This window comes from Paenibacillus sp. FSL P2-0089, from assembly GCF_038595095.1.
Classification (GTDB): Bacteria; Bacillota; Bacilli; order Paenibacillales; family Paenibacillaceae; genus Paenibacillus_AQ; species Paenibacillus_AQ silagei.
On sequence record NZ_CP152006.1, the window covers coordinates 2,352,086 to 2,376,993 of the forward strand.

Annotated in this window: 24 protein-coding genes; 13 read left to right on the top strand and 11 right to left on the bottom strand. The window is 53.3% G+C overall.

What is annotated here, in order from left to right:
* Positions 1–127 precede the first annotated feature (127 nt).
* The 7 genes from NST69_RS09520 (at position 128) to NST69_RS09550 (ending at position 7,011) form a co-directional block, all read left to right on the top strand.
* Complete coding sequence (locus NST69_RS09520; RefSeq protein ID WP_340954197.1) at positions 128–1,528, top strand: CapA family protein; 1,401 nt, start codon at positions 128–130, stop codon at positions 1,526–1,528.
* 19 nt (positions 1,529–1,547) lie between these two features.
* Positions 1,548–2,279, top strand: coding sequence for a glycerophosphodiester phosphodiesterase family protein (locus tag NST69_RS09525; RefSeq protein ID WP_340958094.1), 732 nt, complete (start codon positions 1,548–1,550; stop codon positions 2,277–2,279).
* 60 nt (positions 2,280–2,339) lie between these two features.
* The gene (locus NST69_RS09530) at positions 2,340–2,963 is read left to right on the top strand and encodes a fumarylacetoacetate hydrolase family protein (protein ID WP_339255344.1); all 624 of its coding nucleotides are present in this window, start codon (positions 2,340–2,342) and stop codon (positions 2,961–2,963) included.
* 25 nt (positions 2,964–2,988) lie between these two features.
* Entirely contained in the window at positions 2,989–3,801 is an 813-nt protein-coding gene (locus NST69_RS09535) for a DUF92 domain-containing protein (RefSeq protein ID WP_340958093.1), read from the top strand.
* 76 nt (positions 3,802–3,877) lie between these two features.
* Positions 3,878–4,489, top strand: coding sequence for a helix-turn-helix domain-containing protein (locus NST69_RS09540; protein WP_339255346.1), 612 nt, complete (start codon positions 3,878–3,880; stop codon positions 4,487–4,489).
* A gap of 52 nt (positions 4,490–4,541) precedes the next feature.
* Complete coding sequence (locus NST69_RS09545; RefSeq protein ID WP_340954192.1) at positions 4,542–6,491, top strand: ABC-F family ATP-binding cassette domain-containing protein; 1,950 nt, start codon at positions 4,542–4,544, stop codon at positions 6,489–6,491.
* Between the two features lie 31 nt (positions 6,492–6,522).
* A complete protein-coding gene (locus NST69_RS09550) occupies positions 6,523–7,011 on the top strand; it encodes a tetratricopeptide repeat protein (RefSeq protein WP_340954190.1) in 489 nt (162 codons plus the stop codon).
* Between the two features lie 402 nt (positions 7,012–7,413).
* Here the strand turns inward: NST69_RS09550 and NST69_RS09555 are convergent, their stop codons facing one another.
* The 5 genes from NST69_RS09555 to NST69_RS09575 all read right to left on the bottom strand — a co-directional run bounded on the left by NST69_RS09555 (position 7,414) and on the right by NST69_RS09575 (position 11,301).
* The gene (locus tag NST69_RS09555; protein WP_036725236.1) at positions 7,414–8,457 is read right to left on the bottom strand and encodes a M42 family metallopeptidase; all 1,044 of its coding nucleotides are present in this window, start codon (positions 8,455–8,457) and stop codon (positions 7,414–7,416) included.
* Between the two features lie 27 nt (positions 8,458–8,484).
* Positions 8,485–8,808 carry a lipopolysaccharide assembly protein LapA domain-containing protein gene (locus tag NST69_RS09560; protein ID WP_036725233.1) on the bottom strand — a complete coding sequence of 108 codons (324 nt, stop codon included), beginning with the start codon at positions 8,806–8,808 and terminating at the stop codon, positions 8,485–8,487.
* Positions 8,809–8,893: 85 nt separating this feature from the next.
* Entirely contained in the window at positions 8,894–10,684 is a 1,791-nt protein-coding gene (gene pepF, locus NST69_RS09565) for an oligoendopeptidase F (protein WP_342549099.1), read from the bottom strand.
* A gap of 206 nt (positions 10,685–10,890) precedes the next feature.
* Positions 10,891–11,061: a hypothetical protein gene (locus NST69_RS09570; RefSeq protein WP_209874284.1), complete on the bottom strand. Its 171-nt coding sequence runs from the start codon at positions 11,059–11,061 to the stop codon at positions 10,891–10,893.
* A gap of 6 nt (positions 11,062–11,067) precedes the next feature.
* Entirely contained in the window at positions 11,068–11,301 is a 234-nt protein-coding gene (locus NST69_RS09575) for a hypothetical protein (protein WP_036702226.1), read from the bottom strand.
* A 172-nt stretch (positions 11,302–11,473) separates the two neighbouring features.
* Here NST69_RS09575 and NST69_RS09580 point away from each other — a divergent pair, with 172 nt between their 5' ends.
* Positions 11,474–11,671 (top strand): cold shock domain-containing protein, encoded by a 198-nt coding sequence (locus tag NST69_RS09580; RefSeq protein WP_036725228.1) that lies wholly within the window; start codon positions 11,474–11,476, stop codon positions 11,669–11,671.
* Positions 11,672–12,028: 357 nt separating this feature from the next.
* Here NST69_RS09580 and NST69_RS09585 read toward each other — a convergent pair whose 3' ends face one another.
* Positions 12,029–13,267 carry an MFS transporter gene (locus tag NST69_RS09585; protein WP_340954183.1) on the bottom strand — a complete coding sequence of 413 codons (1,239 nt, stop codon included), beginning with the start codon at positions 13,265–13,267 and terminating at the stop codon, positions 12,029–12,031.
* Positions 13,268–13,460: 193 nt separating this feature from the next.
* Here NST69_RS09585 and NST69_RS09590 point away from each other — a divergent pair, with 193 nt between their 5' ends.
* From NST69_RS09590 to NST69_RS09605, 4 genes are all read left to right on the top strand, one after another.
* On the top strand, positions 13,461–14,543 hold the full coding sequence (locus NST69_RS09590; protein ID WP_036725225.1) for a tetraprenyl-beta-curcumene synthase family protein: 1,083 nt from the start codon (positions 13,461–13,463) through the stop codon (positions 14,541–14,543).
* 64 nt (positions 14,544–14,607) lie between these two features.
* Complete coding sequence (gene pfkA, locus NST69_RS09595) at positions 14,608–15,579, top strand: 6-phosphofructokinase (protein WP_036725223.1); 972 nt, start codon at positions 14,608–14,610, stop codon at positions 15,577–15,579.
* A gap of 147 nt (positions 15,580–15,726) precedes the next feature.
* Complete coding sequence (locus tag NST69_RS09600) at positions 15,727–18,213, top strand: CoA-disulfide reductase (protein WP_340954179.1); 2,487 nt, start codon at positions 15,727–15,729, stop codon at positions 18,211–18,213.
* A 16-nt stretch (positions 18,214–18,229) separates the two neighbouring features.
* Positions 18,230–18,490: a metal-sensitive transcriptional regulator gene (locus NST69_RS09605; RefSeq protein ID WP_036725219.1), complete on the top strand. Its 261-nt coding sequence runs from the start codon at positions 18,230–18,232 to the stop codon at positions 18,488–18,490.
* 95 nt (positions 18,491–18,585) lie between these two features.
* Here the strand turns inward: NST69_RS09605 and NST69_RS09610 are convergent, their stop codons facing one another.
* From NST69_RS09610 to NST69_RS09625, 4 genes are all read right to left on the bottom strand, one after another.
* Positions 18,586–19,941, bottom strand: a complete 1,356-nt coding sequence (locus NST69_RS09610) for an MATE family efflux transporter (RefSeq protein WP_340954176.1) — start codon at positions 19,939–19,941, stop codon at positions 18,586–18,588.
* Between the two features lie 133 nt (positions 19,942–20,074).
* Positions 20,075–21,304 (bottom strand): putative glycoside hydrolase, encoded by a 1,230-nt coding sequence (locus tag NST69_RS09615; RefSeq protein WP_339255364.1) that lies wholly within the window; start codon positions 21,302–21,304, stop codon positions 20,075–20,077.
* A 241-nt stretch (positions 21,305–21,545) separates the two neighbouring features.
* Positions 21,546–21,734, bottom strand: coding sequence for a hypothetical protein (locus tag NST69_RS09620; protein WP_171718441.1), 189 nt, complete (start codon positions 21,732–21,734; stop codon positions 21,546–21,548).
* Positions 21,735–21,909: 175 nt separating this feature from the next.
* Positions 21,910–22,737, bottom strand: coding sequence for a YitT family protein (locus tag NST69_RS09625; protein WP_036725214.1), 828 nt, complete (start codon positions 22,735–22,737; stop codon positions 21,910–21,912).
* A 326-nt stretch (positions 22,738–23,063) separates the two neighbouring features.
* Between NST69_RS09625 and NST69_RS09630 the strand changes: the two genes are divergently transcribed.
* Entirely contained in the window at positions 23,064–24,731 is a 1,668-nt protein-coding gene (locus NST69_RS09630) for a DEAD/DEAH box helicase (protein ID WP_036725212.1), read from the top strand.
* A 75-nt stretch (positions 24,732–24,806) separates the two neighbouring features.
* Here NST69_RS09630 and NST69_RS09635 read toward each other — a convergent pair whose 3' ends face one another.
* Entirely contained in the window at positions 24,807–24,902 is a 96-nt protein-coding gene (locus NST69_RS09635; protein WP_036702210.1) for a hypothetical protein, read from the bottom strand.
* Between the last annotated feature and the right edge of the window lie 6 nt (positions 24,903–24,908).

Here is a 24,908-nt window from a genome sequence, read left to right on the forward strand (position 1 = left end):
CAATGGTGGAGCGGAGCAGTGGCGCTCCACCTTTTTTTATGAGAGGCTCCGTTCCCGGCTTGGAGCGGCAGCTGATAGATATGCTATAATAGAAACACTTTAAGGGTAAAGGAGATTACTTGGACTCATGTATCCGCCGAGATCAGGCAATAGACAAGGCAAGAGACAACATAGCAGGCGACGGCGCAGAAGGGTCTGGGCGTGGGTCAATGTGGCGCTGCTGCTGATGATTACCGCAGCGCTCGCTTATTCATTCATGGATGACAAGGACCCGCAGGGCTCTGCTGCTCCGCCAGCGGCGCTTGTCACCTCCCCTTCACCAGAAGCTGATGCAACGGCGGCCGTCCCTACAGAAGCCGTACCTACAGCGGCAGAGACTGGGACGGAGGCTACAGCCACTGCTGAGCCTGCTCCGGAGGAGACACCGGAGGCTTCTCCAGTGCCTGCGGCGACCACGGAAGCTTCGGCTACGCCTGCACCGTCACCAACGGATCAGGCAACCCCTACGGATGCACCGCAGGCCACAACGGGAAGCAGCAGTGGGCTGGTCGCAGGCTTGCCGGAGAATACCTCCGGCGGGACGGTGAAGCTGAGCTTTGCCGGAGATATCATCTTCAGTGGAAAAGCAGGCGCGCTGCTGGAGCAGAAGGGCTACGATTATTCCTACAGCGCGCTGGATGGAATGTTCAAGAAGGATGACCTCACGGTAGTCAATCTGGAAACGCCGATTACTACACGCGGGGTTGGGGCCAAGAACAAGCAGTTTGTGTTCAAGGGCCCGCCGAAAGCACTGGACGCGCTCAAAGCCGCCGGTGTGGATGCCGTCAATCTGGCTAACAACCACACACTGGATCAGGGGGAGGAAGGTCTGCTGGACACCCTGAAGCATTTGGGTGAGCGCGGAATCCCTCATGTGGGGGCAGGGCGGAATAGCCAGGAGGCCTATTCGGCGCAGTATTTTGAACGTAATGGAATTAAGATTGCCCTGCTGGGCTTCACCCGGGTGATGCCGGTGATTGAATGGAAGGCGGAAGCGGGCAAGCCTGGCCTTGCCTCCGTGTATGACAGTGCGGAAGCGCTCAAGGCGATTGCCGCAGCCAAGCAAAAGGCCGATGTTATCGTTGTCGTCGTCCATTGGGGACGGGAGCGGATGGAGCAGTATGACAAGACCCAGCAGGCGCTTGGGCATAGCTTCATTGATGCCGGAGCCGATCTAGTGATGGGCGGCCATCCTCATGTGCTGCAGGGAATTGAGCCGTACAAAGGCAAATGGATTGCCTACAGCACAGGCAACTTTATTTTCACACGCGGCTCCATCCCGGCGACTTGGGAGACGGCGGTATTCCAGGCGGAATGCAGCAAGCAGGGGCAATGCGCTCTTAAGCTGAAGCCGATGGATGCCGAGCTGGCGCAGCCTGTGCCGATGAATGAAGCCGACGGGCAGCTGCTGCTGCACAGAATACAATCTATTTCTTCCGGCCTGATCAAGGTCCGCAATGACGGTACCGTAACCCAAGCGGTGAAATAGCCGGAGGTGCGTATCAATGATGAACAATATGTGTGTAGCCCACCGTGGTTTTTCCGGTAAAGCCCCTGAGAACACATTGGCTGCCGTGCGGATGGCGATTGCGCTGCCATTTGTACGCTGGATGGAGATTGATGTGCAGCTGACGAAGGACGGGGTGCCTGTGGTCATCCATGATTATTCCCTGGACCGCACGACTAATGGACACGGCAAGGTGAAAAATATGGATTATGAACACATGCGGCGGCTGGATGCCGGTAGCTGGAAAGGGCGTGCTTTTCGCGGAGAGCGGGTGCCTTCCCTGGAGGAGGTGCTCGCTCTGGCGTCAGGCCGGCTGCGGCTGAATATTGAACTGAAGACGGTGGGCGACATGTATCCCGGTCTTGCGCAGGCGGTCATTGATCTGGTAAATGCCAGGGGAATGCGTGAGGAAGTGGTGCTGACCTCGTTCGATGCCGGCGTATTGCGGCGGATCAAGGAGCTGGACGCGCGGTTCCATACAGGGCTGATCTATGACTCCAGATCCGGTAATCCTGCGGGTAAGCTTGATGAGCTGGGCTGCTCCTTCTTATCCATCAGCTATGACCGGCTTAGCCCGGTTCTGGCCAGATCCCTGATTGAACGCGGGGTGCAGGTGATGGCCTGGACCTTGAACAAGGGCAAGGAAATGCGCCGCCTGTCGGAGATTCATTCCGATATTATGATCTGTACGAACCGTCCGGATATTTGGGGCGAACTCTTTTTGAAGGCCTAATAAAGATTGCAGCATTGCAGTATGAATTCCAATTCATAGAGGAAGAGAGCTGACGGAACAATGAGCAGTGCGATCAATAATGTATACTGTGTAGGACGCAACTATCAATTACATGCGGAGGAGCTGGGCAACAAGGTGCCTGCCGAGCCGCTGATCTTCCTGAAGCCGTCTCATGCTGCCGTGGCCCTGGATAAAGCGATCATCCATCTGCCCAAGGACGCCGGATTGATTCATTACGAGGGGGAGCTGGTGCTGCGCATTGCACGTGATTACGTGCCGGGGATGAGCGTGCAGGAGCTGGTGGATGTCATGGCGCTGGGCCTCGACTTCACGCTCCGTGATGTGCATAATGATCTGCAGCGCAAGGGTCTGCCGTGGACGGCTGCCAAGGGCTTCAAGAACGCAGCTCCGCTGACCCCGTACATGGCATTGCCTGAGGAAGAGGAACTGGAGGCCACCGACTTCACCGTCCGTAAGAACGGAATTGAGGTTCAGCGCGGGAACGTGAAGAACATGATTTTCTCCCTGCAAAAAATCGTTGAATTCATTGCCGCACGCTACGGGCTGGGCAAAGACGATATTATCTTCACCGGAACTCCCGCCGGGGTAGGTCCTGTAGTGGCGGGCGATTCGTTCGAGCTGTTCTGGGGCGATACCCTCATGGGCACCTGCCTGATCGGTTAAGGCGATGCTCTCAGGACTTGAAGTGCTGCAATGGCTGATCGGGGCCTGCGGTGCGCTGCTGGTTGCCGGGGCCGCTTACTGGAAGCAGTCGCTTAGCTTCTCAGGAATGGTGGCGGCAGTGGTTATGGGGACGATCTATTTCGGCGCGGGGAATCTGTTCTGGTTCGGTATCCTGCTCCTGTTCTTCATCTCCTCAACCCTGCTGTCGAAGCTGCATCATGAGAATAAGGCAGAGCTGGAGGCCACGTATGACAAAACCGGACGCCGCGACGCGGGCCAGGTCTTCGCCAACGGCGGACTCGGGATGCTGGCCGTTCTGCTGAACGCGGTCTATCCGCTGGAGCTCTGGGGCTTCCTGTTCATCGGGGTGATGGCTACTGTGACCTCGGATACATGGGCGACAGAGATCGGCACGCTGGCCCGGAAGCCTCCCCGGTCGGTGCTGACCGGGAAAGTGCTCCAGGCAGGCACCTCCGGCGGCGTATCCCTGCCCGGGACGCTGGCTGCTGCGGCGGGAGGAGCGCTCATCGGCGCGGCCTCCTGGCTGCTGCGGGCGGCCTCCGGCATGACGCCGCATGCCTTCTGGCTGCTGGTGCTGGCCGGACTACTGGGCGGGCTTGCGGGAGCTTTTGCCGACTCGGTTCTGGGTGCTACCGTGCAACGGATGAACCGCTGCACGGTCTGCGGCCGCGAGGTCGAGGCCTCCAAGCACTGCGGGAAGCCTACGGTATACGCCAGGGGCTGGCGCTGGATGGACAATGATACTGTAAATGCTGTAAGTTCTATAATAGGCGGTGCTGTAGCGCTGCTGGTCAGTTATATCAGTTACATAGGATAAGGACGGACCTGAGGATTAAGCCGGCCGTTGCGTTATCCGGTAACATACAGGATTCTATGGGTTGGGAGGTGAACCGTTGAGCAGTGCATCCGTAGACAAACATGCAGCTATTCTGGATGCCGCTTATGAGCTTTTCGGTTCAGGCGGCTTTTATGAGACCAAGATGTCGGAAGTGGCCGAACGTGCAGGCATTGCCAAGGGTACGGTCTATTTATATTTTAAAAGCAAAGAGGAGCTCTTCATGGCGGTTACCCGCCGCGATTGTGAAGGCTTCCTTGAGCAGCTTGAGGGTAAGCTGAGGACCTGCTCCGCAATGACAGACAAGCTCTCCGTGATTGCAGAGCATCATCTGTTCTATTACTATGAGCGCAAGCAGCATACGAAGCTGTTCTTCCGTGCGCCTAACAATAACCCTGAGCTGGTGGCGTATATGGCACAGTTCATGGAAGCCTATATGCAGGCTGTGGTGAAGGTGCTGCTGGAAGGCGGGGCTACCGAGCCGGAGCTGATGGCACAGTCGTACATCGGGATTCTGGACCGTCTGAAGATGGATATCCTGTTCGACCCTGAGTTTGCCGAGGCGGATGCCGATAAGAGGGCGAAGTTTGCGGCCAGGCTCTTTATCAATGGGGCACTAGGCAGCCTGGATTCGGCGCTGGGCGACTTCCCTGCTGAAGCTGAATCTTAAGAGAGTACAGCTAAGTTCCGGTTTCAAAATATAAGGCAAGCGAGGACAACTGATGAATATTATGACGGTGGAACACCTCTCCAAGAGCTACGGGGAGAAAAACTTGTTCCGTGATGCCTCCTTTGGCATGGACGACAGGGATAAGATAGGCGTAATTGGCGTCAACGGCACGGGAAAATCAACCTTTCTGAAGATTATCGCCGGGCTCGATACAGCAGATGAAGGGCAGATTAGCATCGGCAATGATGTGCGGGTGCAGTTTCTGGCCCAGAATCCGCCTTATGAGCCTGGAAATACGGTCCTGCAGCAGGTATTTGCCGGAGAGGACCCGGAGCTTGCGACGATGCGGGAATACATGGAGGTGATGTCTCTTCTGGAGCAGAATCCGGGAGACTCAGGGCTGGAGAGCAGGCTTGTCCGGATTGGTCAGGCCATCGACGCCGCCGGCACCTGGCAGCTGGAGAGTGAGGCCAAGACGGTTCTCACGAAGCTGGGGATTACCCGGTTCGATGCCCGGATGGAGAGCCTGTCGGGCGGACAGCGCAAGCGCGTAGCGCTGGCGGCGGCACTGATTACACCGTCGGAGCTGTTGATTCTGGATGAGCCTACCAACCATATTGATACGGATTCCGTAGCCTGGCTGGAGCAGTATCTGCAGAAGCGGCGCGGGGCGCTACTGATGGTAACGCATGACCGTTATTTCCTGGAACGGGTAGCCAGTGTAATGCTTGAGCTGGACGGCGGGAATCTGTACCGGTATGAAGCGAACTATTCGCGGTTCCTGGAGCTGAAGGCAGACCGTGAAGAACGGGAGGCTTCGGCCGAGCAGAAGCGCAAGAATCTGCTGCGCACCGAGCTGGCTTGGATTCGCCGCGGGGCTAAGGCCCGCTCCACGAAGCAGAAGGCGCGGATCGACCGCTTCGAGAAGCTCAAGGATAGCACGGGAGGCGCATCGGCGTCATCTATGGATATCTCTGTAGCCTCCACCAGACTGGGCCGCAAAATCATTGAGATTCAGGATCTCACCAAATCGCTGGATGGCCGGACCTTAATCAAGGATCTGAATTATATTGCTGTGCCGCAGGACCGCGTGGGGATTGTCGGCAAGAACGGCAGCGGCAAGTCCACGCTGCTTAACCTGATTGCCGGTAAGCTTACCCCGGACAGCGGTGAGGTGCAGCTCGGAACAACCGTGAAGCTGGGCTATTTCACCCAGGAGCATCAGGACATGGATCTCAGCCTGCGGGCGATCGAGTATGTGAAGGAAGAAGCCGAGATCATCAAGACCGCAGACGGCAGTGTCATCACCGCCGGGCAAATGCTGGAGCGCTTCCTGTTCCCGCCCGCGATGCAGTGGACGCCAATCTCCAAGCTGTCCGGCGGCGAGAAAAGACGTCTCTACCTGCTGCGCGTCCTCATGGGAGCCCCGAACGTGCTGCTGCTCGATGAGCCGACGAATGATCTGGACATCGGTACACTCGCTGTGCTGGAGGATTACCTCGATGAATTCCCCGGCGTAGTCTTCACCGTATCGCATGACCGCTACTTCCTGGACCGTACCGTGGATAAGCTGATTGCCTTCGAGGATGGGGGCATCCGCCTGCATGTCGGCGACTATAGCGAATATGAAGAGTGGCTGGCGAAGAACGTCCCATCCGGCAGCGAGAACGCCGGCAAGGCAGACGGCGGCTCCGGCCGCAGTGCCAGCGGGGCTGGTGCCGCTGCTGAGCAGGGCGGGAATGCTCAGGCCGGGTCAGCGCCGCGCGAGAAGCTGAAATTCACCTTCAAGGAGCAGCGCGAGTATGAGGGGATCGACGAGGCCATTGAACAGGCAGAACAGCATCTGACAGACATCTCGGCCCAGATGGAAGCGGCCTTCGCCGACTCCGGCAGGCTGCAGGAGCTGGTGGAGAAGCAGCGGCAGGCCGAGGCAGAGCTGGAGCGTCTGATGGAACGCTGGACGTATCTGAATGAATTGGCGGAGAAGATCGCGGGTAAATAACACCGCGGTGCAGAAGGAGGGGACAGTGGCTGTGACTCATACGATAGAAGCTGCTGTGCAGCTCCGGTCCTCTGGCCGGGCAGAAGAAGCAAGGACCATGCTGCTAGAGCTACTGTCAGCAGACGGGAGCAATGCCGAGCTGCATTATCAGCTGGCATGGACGCATGATGTGCTGGGCTTGGAGCGTGAGGCGGTGTCCTATTACGAGCAGAGTCTTGCCCTGGGGCTTCCAGATGCGGAGCAGAAGGCAGGCGCGATGCTGGGCCTGGGCAGTACCTACCGGACGCTCGGGCAGTATGCGGAGTCCCGTGTGGTGCTGGAGCAGGGAGCGCTTGAATTCCCGCAGCGTGCGGAATTTAAGGCTTTTCTGGCCATGACGCTGCATAATCTCGGTGCTCACACCGAGGCCATGGAACTGCTGCTTACCTTGCTTGCGGATACATCCGCCGATCCTGGTATCCGGGATTACCGTAAGGCCATTAAGTACTATGCGGACAAGCTGGAGCAGGTATGGCCTTAACCGGGGGATGCAACATCTCACGCGTGAACACAGCCCTAATCCTCAAAGTCAGAGGGTATGCGGAAATCCTGCCCAAAATGCAACATCTCTCTCGTTATCTCAGCTCTAATCCGCAAATGTTGCCCAAAATGCAGGATTATTCCTCACCGGAGCCGGTGGGCAGGGGAATTGTTGCAATTTGTGCAGGAATCCCTGCAAATATTCAATTATGGGCGGGCCAGGTTGCAATAGTTGCAACATTTCGGCCGTGTAAAGTAATATTTGTCTAATTACTATATCACCAAGGTTAACTAAAAAGGCAGCACCAGCTATTGAAATGAGCTGGTGCTGCCTTTTGTACTTGTTTACTAATATCCAGGTCGTGTTGCTATAGAAAGTGACCCGCCGTGGCGAGCAGCCCGATCAGTTCGCCCCAACATAAGCCGCCAGCAGCTTAGCCGTATTAAGCACAGCCTGTTTGTGGGTACGCTCCATGGAGTGCGAGGCGTGTACGCCCGGTCCGATCAGTGCGGCCCGGATGTTATTTCCGCCGCGCAGTGCAGCAGAGGCGTCGGAGCCGTATTGCGGATAGATATCCACCGCGAATGGAATAGCCAGACCGTTCGCCAGCTCGATCATTCGGCTGGTCATGGCATAGTCATACGGGCCGGAGGAGTCCTTGGCACAGATGGAGACATCCGTCTCTTTGCAGCTGAGGTCATCGCCCATCGCGCCCATGTCCACAGCGATCATCTCATTGATCTCCCCTGGAATCCAGGCAGCGCCGTGACCTACCTCTTCATAGTTGGAGATGAGCAGGGACAGGTTATGCAGCGGCTTCCAGCCTTCGCGCCGGATGCTCTCCAGCAGCCCGAATAAGGCGGCTACACTGGCTTTGTCGTCCAGATGGCGGGATTTGATATATCCGCTGGGGGTAAGCACCGCCCTTGCATCGAACGAAATGAAGTCACCTACCGAAATCCCCAGCTTCAGCACATCATCCTTGGTGGAGACCAGCTCATCAATCCGGATTTCCATGTTCTCTTCCGCGCGCTTGAAATCACGGGCATCGGCATACACATGCACAGAAGGATGACTGGTCAGGATCGTACCGGTATAAGTTAAGCCGCTGCGGGTATGGATGATGCAATATTCATTCTCAATGCTGTTCATGCTGAATCCGCCTACAGAGGTTAAACGGAGGGTACCGTTAGACTTAATAGAGCGGACCATGGCACCGAGCGTATCCACATGGGCGCTGATGCCGATCGTGCGCGAAGGATCAAGTCCGGGTACGGTGAGCATCGCGCCGCCTTTTTCATTCCAGGTGAGCGGAATATTGAGCGCCGCCGCTTCTTCAGCCACGAGTGCCATCACCTGGGCGGTGAAGCCGCTGGGGCTTGGGGTGTCGAGCAGTTTTTTGAGCAGATTCAGAATATATTCTTCATTGGGCTGGATGGTAAGCAAGGATAGTTCCTCCTATTCGTCTATGGGTTACAGCCGGGATGATCCTTCTGGCGTAAAGGGGTCACTCTCAGCAGGGATAGGTTCCATGTTGATACTATTAGCGTCACGCAGCTTGGCAAGCTCGGCATTCAGGCTCTTAATCTGCTTCTGCAGCTTATACTGGCGGAAAATTCCGTACGAACCGACCACAACACCGCCGATCAGCGCACAGCCAAGAATAACGAGGATAAGCGGAATGCTGACAAAGTCAAACCCGAAATTAACGGGCACCGTATCCACATTCATTACTGCGAAAACTGCAGTCAGCAGAGCGAAAAATAAACCTAATATAAGTGACCATTGAAATTTCATATAGCTTCCTCCTCAGGATGATCTGACAATACAAATCCCCTGCCATCAAAGGGCAAGGGATTACTGTAATACTAAGCCTTCTGTCTTACTTGGTCAACTGCTCCATCTGTTCGATCACGCTCTCGAATACGCTCATGGCTTCGCGGATCGGTTCAGGAGACGACATATCAACCCCGGCTTTGCTCAGGATGTTAATGGAATAATCGCTGCCGCCGCTCTTCAGGAAGCCGAGGTAACGGTCAACCGCCGGTTTGCCTTCCTCCAGAATCTGTTTGGCGAAGCTCGTCGCCGCCGAGAAGCCGGTAGCATATTTATAGACGTAGAAGCTGTTATAGAAATGCGGAATCCGTGCCCATTCCATCTCAATATCCTGATCAATCACCATATCCTTGCCGTAATACTTGACATTCAGGTCATAGTAGATAGCCGAGAGATCCTGCGGTGTGAGCGACTCGCCTTCTTCAGCACGCTGGTGAATGATTTTTTCGAATTCAGCGAACATCGTCTGCCGGAATACCGTCGTGCGGAACTGGTCGGCATAATAGGTGAGCAGGTACATTTTTTCCTTCGGATCTGTGGATTTGTTCAGCAGGTAATCCATCAGCAGCGCCTCATTGGTAGTAGAAGCAACCTCCGCCAGGAAAATAGTGTACTGCGCGTCCCGGTATTTCAGCGCTGTGTCCGAATAGTAGGAGTGCAGGGCGTGACCCATCTCATGTGCCAGTGTGAACATGCTGTTCAGATTGTCATTATGGTTCAGCAGCACAAAAGGATGGGTGCCGTAAGCTCCCCAGCTGTATGCGCCGGAGCGTTTGTTCTCGTTCTCGTAGACATCGATCCAGCCTTTGTCATAGCCTTCCTGCAGAACACTCAGGTAGTCCTCGCCAAGCGGCTTCAGGCCTTCCTTGGTAATCTTCTTGGCCTCGTCAAACGTAATATCCAGCTTATATTCGTCCACCAGCGGAGCGAACAAGTCATACATATGTAGCTCATCTACCCCAAGCAGCTTTTGGCGCAGCTTCATATAACGGTGCATCAGCGGCAGACTCTCGTGAATCGTATCGATCAGATTCGTGTAGACTTCCTTCGGAATATTGTCGCCGTACAAGGACATTTCCAGTACGGAAGGATATTTGCGCACACGGGAGTAGAAGACATTCTTATTCACATTCGCGCTCAGCGTGGCAGCAATCGTGTTCTTTTGCTTGCCGTAAGTTTCATAGACCGCTTTGAAGGCGTTCTTGCGTACCTCACGGTCCGGGCTTTCGAGGAATTGAATATAGCTTCCGTGGGTCAGCTCAACTTCCTTGCCTTTTTCGTTCTTAATCTTAGGGAACTTCAGATCCGCATTATTCAGCATGCTGAATACAGTTTGCGGGGCCTGGGCGATCGTGCTGACCTGAGCCAGCAGCGCTTCTTCCGCCTTGGACAGGACATGGGCCTTCTCACGCTTCATTTCAGTCAAGGTGAAGGTGTAGTCGGAGAGCGAAGGGTCAGCGATGAACTGGTCCAGTGTCGCGTCAGGCAGGGCCAGAATCTCAGGTGTGACAAAAGAAAGAGCTTCACCCGCTTCAACGCCAAGCTTCTTGGCCTTGGAGGAGAGAGCCTGGTACTTCGGAGCCGCTGTATCCTCGTCCTGGCGCATATGCGCATAGACATAGAGGCGTTCAGTCAGCAGGGACAGCTTATCGTCCAGCTCGAAGCACTTCTTCAGGGCATCCGGAGAATCCAGCTTCCCCTGGAAGGAGGCAGCGCTTGTAATCAGCGCCTTCACTTCCTTATATTCGGCATCCCATTGCTCCTCTGAAGCAAACATATCTTCAAGCTTCCAGCGGTTCTCGGCGGGCACTTCACTTCTCTTAGGTAATTGTTCCATAGAAATCCTCCTCGGTAGATGGGATGCGGCTGGGCTGCTCTCCGCCTGCGGGAGCGCTGAGGACAGATTTCCCTGCAGCAGGCTGAGCGCAAGCAGGAGCGGGAGTGATTTGGCGGTAACGGACATGACGGCAGCCTCCTGATTCTCAAAGTCTGCTTAGTATGCCCTGCCAATTCATGTTTATTAAATCTTGCTTACAGATGAAGTTATGTGAGCAGGCTATAAATAATGAAGACAAAAGCCAGCGCAATCATAATGACTGCGGTCAATGCCATCCCGCGCTTCAAGCGCGGGGGCATTTTGTCCTTGCTCATAATCAGTACGGCACCCAGGCACAGGACGACAATGACATAAATGACAAGACTCTCATTATCCATGCCGGACTATACCTGTTTGAAGGCTGCGATGATATTCTTGTACTCTTCTTCATTATCCTTGTAGGATTCTTTATTGAAGCGGTTGTTCACCCACTGCATCATAGCCGGACGGCTCATGAAGGTATGCGTTTCTTCTCCCCATTGGTCGGAGATTTCACGAAGGATAATATAACGTCCCTGAACCTCCACCGTCATCATGTTCCACTTGTCTGTTTTGTATATTTCATGTTTTTTGATCATTATCATTACCACCCTGGCGATTTTTGGCTTTTGGGTCAATGATAACGCACCGGAGAAGGGAAAAGCAAATTAAATCATGAAATCAGGGAAAAGATGGATTGCTTTACAAGTATAGAAAGAGTATAATGTAAGCATACGCCATATATGGCGGTATTTTTAGGAGGTTGTTCATTTGAAAGGTACAGTAAAATGGTTTAACGCAGAAAAAGGTTATGGTTTCCTTCAAGTTGAAGGCGGCGAAGATGTATTCGTTCACTTCTCAGCGATTCAAGGCGACGGATTCAAGACTTTGGACGAAGGCCAAGCGGTAGAATTCGATGTTACTGACGGTAACCGTGGTCCACAGGCAGCGAACGTAGTTAAATTATAAAATACGGCCAAGGCAGAGCTTCTGTCAGCCGCAATATATATATTTGATCTAGCACGCACTGGCATAAGTAGCATCAGGCAGCTTGAGCAGCACAGTTCCTTCGGGGGCTGTGTTTTTTTATTGGTTAGGAAATTATGATTTACGTCCGATGTGGATAAGTTACGCATCAAGTTAATAGGAATGACTTCGCTGATTTCAGCGAACAGCAGGATATGGTCGAAAAACCGACCATATTCGGTGCGGAAGAGGCGAGTGGGCGGGATATGGTCGGAAAACCGACCACAATGGGGATGCCGGAGCATTTTGTTATGCTGCGGCGTGCCTGGTGGTGCTATATCCTTCCCCGCCCATAATCAGTCAGAGCGGGGTCTTGTTCCTTAGCGGGCGGTCCGTGCCGCCCCCGAGGTCCATCAGATGCTTGGACAGGAAGCCGATGAAGGCCAGAACCGAGAAGCCGGTAGCAACCAGATAGAATACAATCCGGCCGGCATCCTGGTAGATCAGTCCGCCGAAGGTGCCGCTGAGCAGACCTGCGCCGCTGGACCATACGACGGTGAAGAGTGCCATTCCGGTTGCCCGCAGGTGATCAGGGATGATCCGTGTGATGTAGCGGACCGCAGTTACATAATAAATGCCGAACGAAATGCTATGCATGGCCTGAATGGCAACCACGGTACCCGGCTCCCGGGCCAGCGACATGAACAGAAAGCGCAGCGTGAACATCAGGCTGGCAAAAGCAAGCAGCGGCAGCTCCTTGAACTTGTCGCCATATCTGCTGAGCAGGAAGAAGATGGGGATCTCACTGAGCGCTGAAGCCAGCAGCGCCCAGCCGACAACTTCATCTCCTGCATTCATGCCCTTGAGGCTGATCGTCAGGAAGGCCTCGTTCATCCGGTAGCCGATGGCGAGCAGGAATACAGAACCGAAGAACCACAGCACTTCCTTTTGCAGGAGAATCTCGCGGAGTCCGGCGCCCTTCAGCGTTCTGTCCGTAGACTCCTTGTCTACAGAGAGCGGAGCCGCCTCGGTTCGCTTCACATCCTTCAGCCCAATCGTAATCAGCAGCGCGGTTACGACAATCACAATACAAATCGCTACGCTGTACTGAGGTCCCAGCGTTCTGAGTACATAGCCGATTGTAAGGGCGAAGAAGGAGTATCCGAGCGAGCCGAATACACGGATGGCAATGAAATTCCGCCCGTGACGCTGGGCAATTTTAATTGCCATCGTATCTGCCAGTGGAAAGACAGGGTAATAGAAGAAATAGAAAAAGGATAAAATAAGCATGACACTCGAGAAATCGGTGGCTCTGGCCAGAATAATGGCGGTGATCAGCTGACCTCCAAGCAGGAGAGCCATAATCTTACGGACGGTACCCAGCCGGTCGCTCATCATACTCCAGAACAGATTAGAGAGAATCGAGATCAACGGGCCTACCGAGTAGAGCAGACCCATTTGCGGACTGCTGAAGCCTAAGTGGGCATAAAATAACGGGAAATAAGAAACAACCAGCACACTGGTGCCGTACAGCGTAAACATAAAGGATCGCAGCCAGTTTTGATCACTGTATTGGCCGCCGCTCCGCCTCGCATTCATGATTGTGCACTCCTTCGGGATATAGAAAAGTATAGTATAGCATAAAGCGGAGAGGCCGGGGGATTCGTATAATATCGATTTTCTGAATCTTTCAAGAGTTTGCGAAAGTGATTTTGTTGTTTGTACAAATCCGCTCTGCATATTATAATAATCATGATTTGGATAAGGAGACAACAATGTGGAGGCACTGTCATTGAATGAATTTGAGCAAGGCCGTAACCGTAGTCCGCGCGGTCCTATTGGACTCATGAAGAGGGTCTATAAGTACGTGCTGCCGGAAGTGCGATCATGTCTCGATTCCTGGCGCAAGGATGCAGAAGGAATTCCCGATCCCGAGCTCCGTAAGCAAGCGCTTGCCAGCATTGAAACGAAGCAGTTTCATTGCGAAGGCGGCGGAATCTATGCCGCCGGCAATTTGTCGATGAGACATATACTGATTCCGCTAATTGTTGCTTATCAGACGATCAGTGATTATTTGGACAACCTGTGTGACCGCAGTACTTCGCTTGATCCGGCCGATTTCCGGTTGCTGCATAAGTCCATGCTGGATGCTGTTACCCCCGGCGCGGAGCCTGTGAACTATTACGCGCTGCGCACGGAACAGAATGACGGCGGATACCTGCACAGACTGGTCCGCAAATGCCAGGAGATGACCTCCCGGCTACCCGGCTACGGTGCTGCTGCTGAAGAGGTCTATAATCTGGCTGTATTGTACACTGATCTTCAGGTCTATAAGCACATTCACCCGGAGCTTAGAGAAGCTGCCCTCAAGGAATGGTGGGAGAAGGAGGGGGAACGCGCGCCTCATCTCCAGTGGAATGAATTTGCTGCCGCAACCGGTTCAACCCTGGGCGTATTCATGCTTTTTCTGGCGTCCTGTGATCCTAAGCTAAGCACAGTGGCATCATCATCCATTCGTGCTGCTTATTTTCCGCATGTGTGCGGTCTGCATATCATGCTGGATTATCTGATTGACCAGGATGAAGACCGGGCCGGCGGTGATCTCAATTTCTGCAATTATTATGAGAATACGGATATGATGCTGAACCGGATCGCTTCCATTGTGGAGTGGGCCCGTAAGGATGTCCGGAGTCTTCCTGAGAACTCCATGCACCGTATGATCATCGAAGGACTGCTGGCCCTGTATTTATCCGATCCCAAGGTTAGTGAGCAACGCGAGGTCCGCTCGGTATCCCGGAGGCTGATGAAGAATAGTCCGCTGACCAGACTCTTCTTCTTCGTCAACAGCCGCTGGATACGCAAACACATGTATTAGATGCTGCCGGATCTTCTCCGGGTAAGGGGAGAAACTGGCACAAATTTAAGGAGGAACTAACAGAATGTCAAACGTAAAAAAAATCGCAGTATTAACCAGTGGAGGAGACTCCCAGGGGATGAACGCCGCAGTGCGTGCGGTTGTCCGCAGCGCGATCTACTTCGGAATTGAAGTATTCGGCATTCAGCGCGGGTATCAGGGCCTGCTGAACCGCGACATTTTCCCGATGGATCTGCGCAGTGTCGGAGATATCATCCAGCGCGGAGGTACGGTTCTGCAGTCTGCACGCTGTCTGGAGTTCATGAAGCCGGAAGGCCAGCAGAAAGGTGCTGACATTCTGAATGAGCTCGGCATCGACGGTCTGGTTGTTATCGGCGGAGACGGCTCTTACCATGGCGCCAACAAGCTCAGCAAGCTTGGAATCAAGACGATGGCTCTGCCGGGTACCATTGATAATGATATATCGTTCACAGACTACACTATCGGATTCGATACTGCCGTTGGCGTGGTAGTGGATGCGATCAATAAATTGCGCGACACCATGTCATCCCATGAGCGTTCCTCCATCGTAGAGGTTATGGGGCGTCACTGCGGAGATATCGCTCTGCATGCAGGCCTTGCTTCCGGGGCGGAGACGATTCTGGTGCCGGAAATGCCTTATGACCTGAATGAGGTAGCTGACCGGATGAAGGATAATTTCGCACGCGGCAAACGTCACAGTATCGTCATTGTAGCTGAAGGCGTCGGCAAGGGTGAGGATGTTGCTCAGGCACTCAAAGACCGCCATGCTTCCCTGGATGCCCGTGTTACGGTACTGGGACACATTCAGCGCGGAGGTACTCCAACACCAGGAGACCGTAACCTCGCCAGCCGTCTGGCTGATTTCGCGGTCCGTAAGCTGATCGAAGGCGAATCGGACAAGGCATGCGGAATTATTAAAGGGGAATTGACCCTGACCGATATCGATAAGGTAGTGAATACGAAGAAGGATTTCAATATTGAGCTGTATGAGCTGGCTTCCCGTTTGTCCCAGTAAGAGCAGCAGAATTTATAGGATCTTCAAATTTCACCGGAGCAGCAAGCCTTCCATCACCGGAAGGGGCTGCTCTTTTTTGACTTGACAGTATACCCCCACCCGTATATATTAATACCCATAGGGGTATACAATTAGGAGGGAATAAGCATGAGTAGAACTATAGTCATTATCGGCGGTGTTGCCGGAGGGGCATCCGCTGCGGCACGCCTAAGAAGACTGAACGAAGAAGACAACATTATCATGATTGAGCGGGGAGAGCATGTTTCTTTTGCCAATTGCGGGCTGCCTTATTATATTGGGGAGAGTATTGATTCCCGGGACAAGCTGTTTCTGCAAACACCGGCTGGAATTAGGGCACGCTTCAATATTGATGTGAGAATCTTTACCGAGGCGACAGAGATTGACCGTGAACATAAGCAGGTACACTGCCGCAATGTTACAACAGGCGAGAGACTGCAGATTCCATATGATATCTTAGTACTCTCACCGGGAGCGAAGCCGATAGTTCCTCCGATTCCGGGTATTTCAGAGGCTGAGAACCTGTTTACCTTAAGGAACATTCCTGATACAGATCGTATCAAGGCCTATGTGGACAGCCGTCACCCCCGGCATGCCACTGTAATTGGTGCAGGTTTTATTGGTCTTGAGATGGCGGAGAACCTGCGGGAGCGGGGGCTTGATGTCACTGTGATTGACCGGGGGCAGCAGATTCTGAACCCGCTTGATCTCGAGATGGTTCGTCCGCTGGAAGAGCATATGCGTTTGCACGGGGTGGAACTGCGGATGAATGAGGGTGTAGAGGCTATTGAACAGCAAGGCAGCCTGCTCCGTCTCTCCTCCGGCGGGGAGCTTAGAACAGATATGGTTATCTTGGCGATTGGGGTCAGTCCTGAGAATGACCTGGCACGGAGCTGCGGGCTGGAGCTGGGCATCCGGGGATCGGTTAAGGTCAATGCCTCGCTACAGACCAGTGATCCGGCCATCTATGCCGTAGGGGATGTCATTGAAGTGAAGGACCGCGTTCAAGGGTTCGATACCATGGTCTCCCTGGCCTGGGGAGCGAACCGGCAGGGGCGTCTGGCCGCCGATCATATCAACGGCCGGGAAGCCTCTTACACTGGGGCATTAGGTACTGCGATTATCAAAATTTTCGATATGACTGCTGCGCTGACCGGGAACAACGAGAAGACGCTGAAGTCGCTTGGGGTACCTTATGAAGCTGTGCATATCCATCCGAATTCTCATGCCGGTTACTACCCCGGTGCTGCACCAATAGCGCTTAAGCTGCTGTTCAACCCGCAGACAGGAGAGATTTATGGAGCACAAGCGGCCGGAAGTGCCGGAGTGGACAAAAGAATAGATGTCATTGCCACCGCGATCCGCAGCAGGCTTAAGGCAGATGAGCTGGCCGATCTGGAGCTGGCGTATGCGCCGCCGTATTCCTCGGCCAAAGATCCGGTCAATATGGCGGGCTATGTTGCCTCCAATCTGATGGAGGGACTCGTCCGTAATCTGCAATGGCATGAAGTGGACGAATTCACACGTAGTGGCGGCCTCATCATTGATGTCAGAGACGAAGCAGAGCGTTTAGCCGGGTTCATTCCGGGTTCCATCAACATTCCGCTGGCTGGGCTGAGAGACCGGCTCACAGAGATTCCTGGAGAGCGGGAGATCGCCGTGTCCTGCCAGGTAGGGCTGCGCGGCTACATTGCTGCCCGCATGTTAATCCAATACGGATATGCAGTACGAAATGTTGACGGAGGGTACAAAACATACGCAGCGATGGCAAGGGGGGATAACACTGATGATTCCGGCAAAAGAGAGACGCCGGCTTTAAAAGTGAATGCCCCGTCTCCCGCCAGTATAGTCCATAGCCACGAACAGCTCAGCCCTAAGCCGCAGCTCCTGCTGGATGCTTGCGGATTACAGTGCCCCGGCCCTATACTCAAAGTATATGAGACTATAAGCTTAATGGAGGAAGGCCAGCGGGTTGAGATCACTGCAACGGATTTCGGTTTTGCCGCTGATATCAGGCAGTGGTGCAGCAAGACAGGGAACACACTGGAAGCTGTGGATGTATCCGGGGGCAAGGTTCAGGCGCTGGTACGGAAGGGAGTAGACCCGGCAGACAGAACCGTAGTTCCGGCGGAACAGTCAGCGGTCTCTGAAGGTACAACGATGATTGTTTTCAGCGGTGATCTGGATAAAACTATCGCTTCCTTCATTATTGCAACAGGCGCCGCAGCAATGGGCAAGCAGGTAACCATGTTCTTTACCTTCTGGGGGCTTAATGTTCTGCGCCGGGGGCAGTCTCCGCAGGTGAAGAAGAATGCTCTAGACCGGATGTTTGGCATGATGATGCCGAAGGGAACGCGGAAGCTTCCCTTATCCCGCATGAACATGGGCGGGCTTGGGTCGAAGCTGATCCGCTATACTATGGGCCGCAAGAATGTGGAATCCCTGGAGAATCTGATGCAAGGCGCACTGAATGCCGGGGTTAAGCTGATGGCCTGCACGATGAGCATGGACATCATGGGCATCAAGCAGGAGGAATTAATTGAAGGTGTAGACTTCGGCGGTGTTGCCAGCTATCTTGGAGCTGCCGAGGATTCCGGCGTGAACTTATTCATCTAGAGGGGGCCAAGGGACAGTGGAGTATGATAAAGCTATTAGCAACCGGTTGAAGCGTATCGAAGGTCAGGTGAGGGGAGTACTCGGGATGCTGGAGGAAGGCAAAGATTGCCGCGAGATTGTGACTCAGCTGACAGCGATCCGAACAGCCGTAGACCGCTCTATTGGTGCAGTGATCGGAGACAATCTGGAGCACTGTATTCAGGAAGAGCTTGCGAAGGGGAACTCCCCTGATCAAGTGATTAAGGAAGCAGTAGATTTGCTTGTAAAGAGCCGTTAATGAAGAACAGCCACAGACGAAGGGTGAAATCTCCCGGATGTCTGTGGCTGTTTTTGTTATAAGACAAGAACTTTTTTGTGGAGCTCCGTGCTATTTCATGCCTTCTCCGGGGCGAATCTGCGCTGCACCCTGACGAGCCGGCCCAGGAGCAGAATTGCGCCGATTCCAAGGCCGGTAATGAGTCCGATCCAGTAGCCGTAAGCCCCAAGCTCAGTATAAGTGGCGAGCAGGTAGCCGACGGGCAGGCCGATCACCCAATAGGCTATGAAGCAGATGACGAACGCAGGATTAACATCCTTATATCCCCGCAGCACACCTTGAGTCGGGGTTGCGATGGCATCGGAGATCTGGAAGAAGATCGCGTAGATCAGGAAATGCTGGATCAGCGAGATCACTTCTTGGTCATCCGAATACAGTCCGGCGACATGATTCCCGGCGAAGAGCAGCACCAGCGCTGTGAGCAGGGAGAGGACAGCCGCCGTACCAATGCCCATAATGCCATACTGGCGCGCATCCCTCAGCCGGCCGGAGCCGCTCTCGAAGCCGACGAGAATCGTCAGACTCATGCAGATGCTCAGCGGAATCATATAAAGGGTGGAAGCGAAGTTAATGGCGGCCTGATGGGCAGCGATTGTAATGGTATCGAAGCGGCTCATCAGCAGGGTTACAGCCGAGAACACCGCCGTCTCGAAAAAGATCGAAAAGCCGATAGGCACACCAATCTTCAGCAGCTCCTTGAGACTTACCAGGGACACCGCGTGAAATTTACGGAAAATCTGCAGATTGCGGAAAGGCTCAGCCCGGTAGACGAAGATTAGGGCAATCAGAAAAATGACCCAATACGTGATCGCAGAGGCTACGCCTGCGCCTACTCCGCCAAGGCGGGGGAAGCCGAAGTTACCGAAGATCAGCAGATAGTTAAGCCCCACATTGACCGGCAGGGCAATCAGGGTGATGAACATGGAGACACGGGTCTGACCCAGGGCATCAATACAGCTGCGGACAACGGTATAGCCGAACAGCGGGATAATGCCGAAGGAAATAGCACCGAGGAAGCGGAAGGCAATATCTCGTACCGCAGGCTCTAGATTCATGAAATTCAGGATCGGTGTGAGAGCGAGGCTGCCAAGAATCAGCACGAGCACGGATACGATCAGGGAGAGCCAAATGCCCTGCATCACCTGGTTAGCCACATCCTTACCCCGCTTGCTGCCGAGGAGATGAGACACAATGGGTGTAATCCCCATAAGAATACCGCTAAGGCCTGTCTGGATCGGAATCCACAGGCTTGTGCCGATGGCTACGCCGGCCAGATCATTCGTGCCGAATTTGCCGGACATATTGGTGTCGAAGAAGGTAATGGCCGACAATGCAATCTGAGTAATCAGAATCGGAAGCAATATATGCAGGAATTGCCCGGCCTTTTGTTTAATGGAAGTTGTCTGTTTCATAATGATCAATGCCCCGTTATCTTTATTTTGAATACTTATTTTCCCAGTGTAAATATTCCCAGTAAAAAGCCCGGCAGCTGCCGGGCTCTGGATATCATGCGGCTATGGATACGTCCGGATAATTGCAGAAAGCTTATTGGTCATACTTCACATCGGCGGTGTAGCGGTTGTTGGCATTCCATAGCAGGAATTCGTCAATATTCTGATCCTTCAAGGCACGGATCTGATCTTCGACCTGCTTCTTGCCGTATTTGACATAATGCCCGCTGCCCAGCCAGCTGGCGGTGAAATCCTGAATCCATGGGCGGATGACCGGCTTGTAGCTGCCTAGCGGATTGAGCTTCTTGTGTGTATCGACCATTGAGCCCTTAATGGTAGCATAAGGGTCTTTGTCCGGGTCCTTCACATCGAACCAGCCGGTGGAGTAATGGCTCGGATAGACCATCGGGCTGATAACATCGACATTCTTGGAGATCTTCACGAAGTCCTGTCCGATGCCTTCTGCGGCAGGTACCGAGGCGGCATATCCGAAGATATCTACAGAGATCCGAACTCCCAGCGGAGCGAGCTCAGCTTTGGCATACTTGACAAAGTCGGCGATGATTTCCACGCGCGGTCTGTCACTCTTCGTGTATTTCAGAGTGTCCGCACGCTTCTCGAAGCCTTCAGGGAAGCGTACATAGTCAAACTGGATTTCCTTGAACCCGAGCTTAACGGCCTCCTTGGCAATATCTACGTTATACTTCCACACAGTTTCATTATAAGGATTGACGAAGCTGTCTCCGCCTTTGTTGGCCCAGACAGAGCCGTCTTTGTTCACGAAGGATAATTCCTTGTTCTTTTTGGCGAGCACAGAATCCTTGAATACTACGATACGCGCAATCGGGTAGACATCATGCTCCTTCAGGCGGGTCATCAGCTTGTTGATATCACCTATGAACGGTTGTGGATGTCCCATTTGCTGAAGTTCAGCATTGTCCGTTTTGTAGGTGATGTATCCGGCATCATCTTTAATATCGATAACCATGGAGTTGAGCTCAGTCTTGTCCAGCAGGGCAAGCAGGGTCTCCATCCGTGCACCCCCGGCACTGTAGGCAGTCACGTATATCCCTTTAACCTTGGGAGCATCCGGCTGCGGATCGGCAAGAAGTGCTGTCTCCGGCGATGCGCTTGGTGAAGGTGCAGGAGAGGCAGTGCCGCCTCCGTTCGGTGATGCTGCTGCGTCCGGATTGGTGGTGTGTTCTGCGACGATGGGGGGATTCATGGCGCTCTGCAGGGCTGCTGCCACATCGGCTTCATGTCCTTGATTCGGAACACCTACGCCTCCCAGGGCCATCATCAGTAAAGCCCAGGTGATATTCATTTCTTATTCGCTCCCTTTATGTACATTCCTTATAAAGTATAAGGTAACGGATGCACCCAAAAAGAACAGACTTGTAACAATACCCGTAATTTTTTGAGGTCATATTTCCGCTCTTGTTGTTTATAAACGGGATGTACAGATTTTGAACCGCTGATTATAAAAGTAAATGCCGCCCCGGACTGGCACGAAGGCCAATGACCAGGGCGGCAACTATTACAACTTGCTCTTTAGGGCAGCTTGCTTAATGAAGATACGCAGAATTCTGATGCTCGCAAATGCTGTAATGGATGATATCCATGGCATCTGCCGGTTCCAGAATACTCAGACCGTCACGCAGTACGATTACAGAATTGAGTTCGTCCTGCTTCAGGAACGGTATCATATCCGGATACCACCTCATGACGATTGCTGACAGTTTTACCGTTTCCATTTCCACAAAAATCACCCTTTCCTTTTTCGAATCGAACTGAATCAGAATTCAGGGTCCACCCGGAAAAACGAAGTGCCTGGAAAAAAGAGGGTAAATCACAATCTTCATGAAATTGTTAAGGTCCTGCGTAGCTATAATATAACATAATTTGAACGGATAAGCATTTTCTTATGAATTACCGTTTGCGGAAAGAGCCCATCACACCGACAGTCTCAACGATATTTACAAAAGCCTGCGGGTCGCTTGTTTTAATAATACGTTTCAGTTCTGCAAGCTCATACCGTGTGGTCACTGTCATTAGCATGTCCCGTTCTACATGAGAATAAGCACCTTCTGTCTTAAATTTTGTAACGCCGCGCTGAAGGCCCAGCAATTGCTGCAGCAGCTCGTCAGTCCGGTTGGTGATAATGTACACGGTAACTTTGATGTGGCTGATATGAATCAGGTCGACCACCTTGCCGGTGACGTAAATGGAGACCATCGAAGCCAGCGCCAGATTCCAGTTGTCGTCAAAATAAGCCGCAGCAAGAATGACGAGACCATTGAGACCGACCAGCACACTGCCTACCGGGAAATCCCGGTACCGTGTTATAATGGAGCCCAGAATATCGAAGCCGCCTGAGGAGCCTCCTACACGGAAGGAGATGCCCGCACCGGCACCCACAAGCACCCCGCCGAAAACAGAGGCAAGCAGCATATCCGAGGATACTTGAAAGACCGGTACCACCGTCATCAGCCAGGTGGTAGCACCTACAGAGACCATGCTGAGAATAATAAACCGGCGGCCCAGCTGGAACCATCCTGTAGCAAGCAGCGGGATATTGAAGAGTAAATAGAGTAAGCTGATGTTAAAAGGAGTGAAATAACCGGCCAGCATGGCGAGGCCGGATACGCCTCCGCTGAGCAGTCTGTGGGGGATCAGGAACAGATTAAAGCCGCTTGCGATCATCGCTGAACCGAAGAGGACGGCAAGAAAGCTCCCGAATAATCTTAGTTTAACCAAGCAAATTCACCTCTGAGTGTAGTGTGAGTGTCATGTAAGTAATGAAAGTAAGGAATACACTGGTATTCCTGATTGGGTTTGTGATATAATGTATAGGATATTCTTGAGTAGGACGTTACAATGGTATTTTTGCATTGCTTAGAATGCGAAGCTACAATTGTCAGGTGTATGTAGTGGCCTGATCATAGGACAGTTGTTTGTCCCAATACGCGCTAAACCATGCAGAAAATCCGGCATGATTGGACAGCCTATAAATGTGTTTACCGCTACTTAAGAATACAGACAAGCATGTGGAATGTCCACTGTATAGAAGGAGCATGAATAATTTGAAAACATTCGCAGAATTCGGCTTGGAGCCAAAAGTACTTCAAGCAATCACAGAGCTAGGATTTGAGGAAGCAACACCAATCCAGGAGCAGGCTATCCCGCTTGCTATGGCCGGATCGGATCTTATCGGACAGGCACAGACGGGTACAGGTAAGACCGCAGCCTTCGGGATTCCCCTCATCTCCAAGATCGCAAGAGAAGAAGAGAAGATTCTGGCACTGGTAATGACGCCAACACGTGAGCTGGCCATCCAGGTCGCTGAAGAAATCGGTAAGTTGACCCGCTTCAAAGGACTTCGTTCACTGGCTATCTACGGCGGGCAGGATATCGGCCGCCAGATCCGCGGACTGAAGAGAAAACCACAGATTATTATTGGTACACCAGGACGCCTCCTGGACCATATCAACCGCAAGACCATCCGCCTGGATGATGTTCAGACGATCGTACTGGATGAAGCCGATGAAATGCTAGATATGGGCTTCATGGAGGATATCCAGACCATCCTCAAGCTCGTTCCTGAAGAACGTCAGACCATGCTCTTCTCGGCTACTATGCCTCCTAACATTCAACGCCTTGCCCAGCAGTTCTTGAAGAACCCGCAGCATGTATCCGTAATTCCTAAACAGATTAGCGCACCGCTTATCGACCAGGCTTATGTTGAAGTGCCTGAACGCCAGAAATTCGAAGCGCTTAGCCGCTTGATTGACATGGAATCGCCAGATCTGGCAATTGTATTCGGCCGCACGAAGCGCCGGGTAGACGAGCTTGCAGAAGGCTTGCAGAAGCGCGGATATTCCGCTGACGGCCTGCATGGCGACTTGTCGCAGAACCAGCGGGATGCTGTAATGCGCAAATTCCGCGACGGCAGCATTGATGTACTGGTTGCTACAGACGTAGCTGCACGCGGCCTGGACGTATCCGGCGTAACGCATGTAATCAACTTCGACCTTCCGCAGGACCCGGAGAGCTATGTACACCGTATCGGCCGTACAGGCCGCGCCGGCAAAGAAGGAACAGCCTGGTCCTTCGTAACTCCGCGCGAAATGGATCACCTGCACCTGATCGAACGCGTGACCCGTCACCGCATTACCCGCAAACCGCTTCCTACGATGGCCGAGGCTATTGAAGGCAAACAACGCATTACAGCAGAACGTCTGCTTGCAATGGTTGAGGTTGGCGAACTGAACGAATACAAAGGCATTGCCATTCAATTGCTGGAGCAATATGATTCTGTACAGTTGCTGTCCGCAGCTATGAAGCTTCTTACCGGCGATAACAAGGATGCGCAAATTGAGTTGACTCCTGAAGATCCGATCCGTGCCAAGCGCCGCGGCGGCAAGAACGACATCCGCAGCGGGCGTAAGCCTAACGGCGGCTATGGCGGCAACCGTTCCGGTTCCGGTTCTAGCTCTGGTGGCGGCTATCGCGGCAACCGAGACAATGCAAGCGGCGGCGGCTATCGCGGAAATCGTGACAATGCCAGCAGCGGCGGAAGCACCCGTGGCGGCTACAGCAGCGGCTATGGCGGCAACAGCGGAAGCGGCAGCAGCTACGGCGGCGGCTACAAAGGCAACCGTGATGGAGCGAGCCGTAACACAGACGGAAGACCTTCCTCGCGTCCGAGCAGCACAAGCACCCGCCCGGCCAAGCAGGATTTTGACGCTTAAGCTATAACAGAACACCTTGAAGAAGACGAGCAACCGTTACCGGTTCCCGTCTTCTTTTTTTTGCTGTGGATTCACTTAGATGAAGGTACGGCTGATGATGACCAGCAGGATGAAGAGCACGAGAATTGTTCCGGTGGAAGTCCAGGGATTGCAGCAGCCAGGTGCGGACATGAGGTC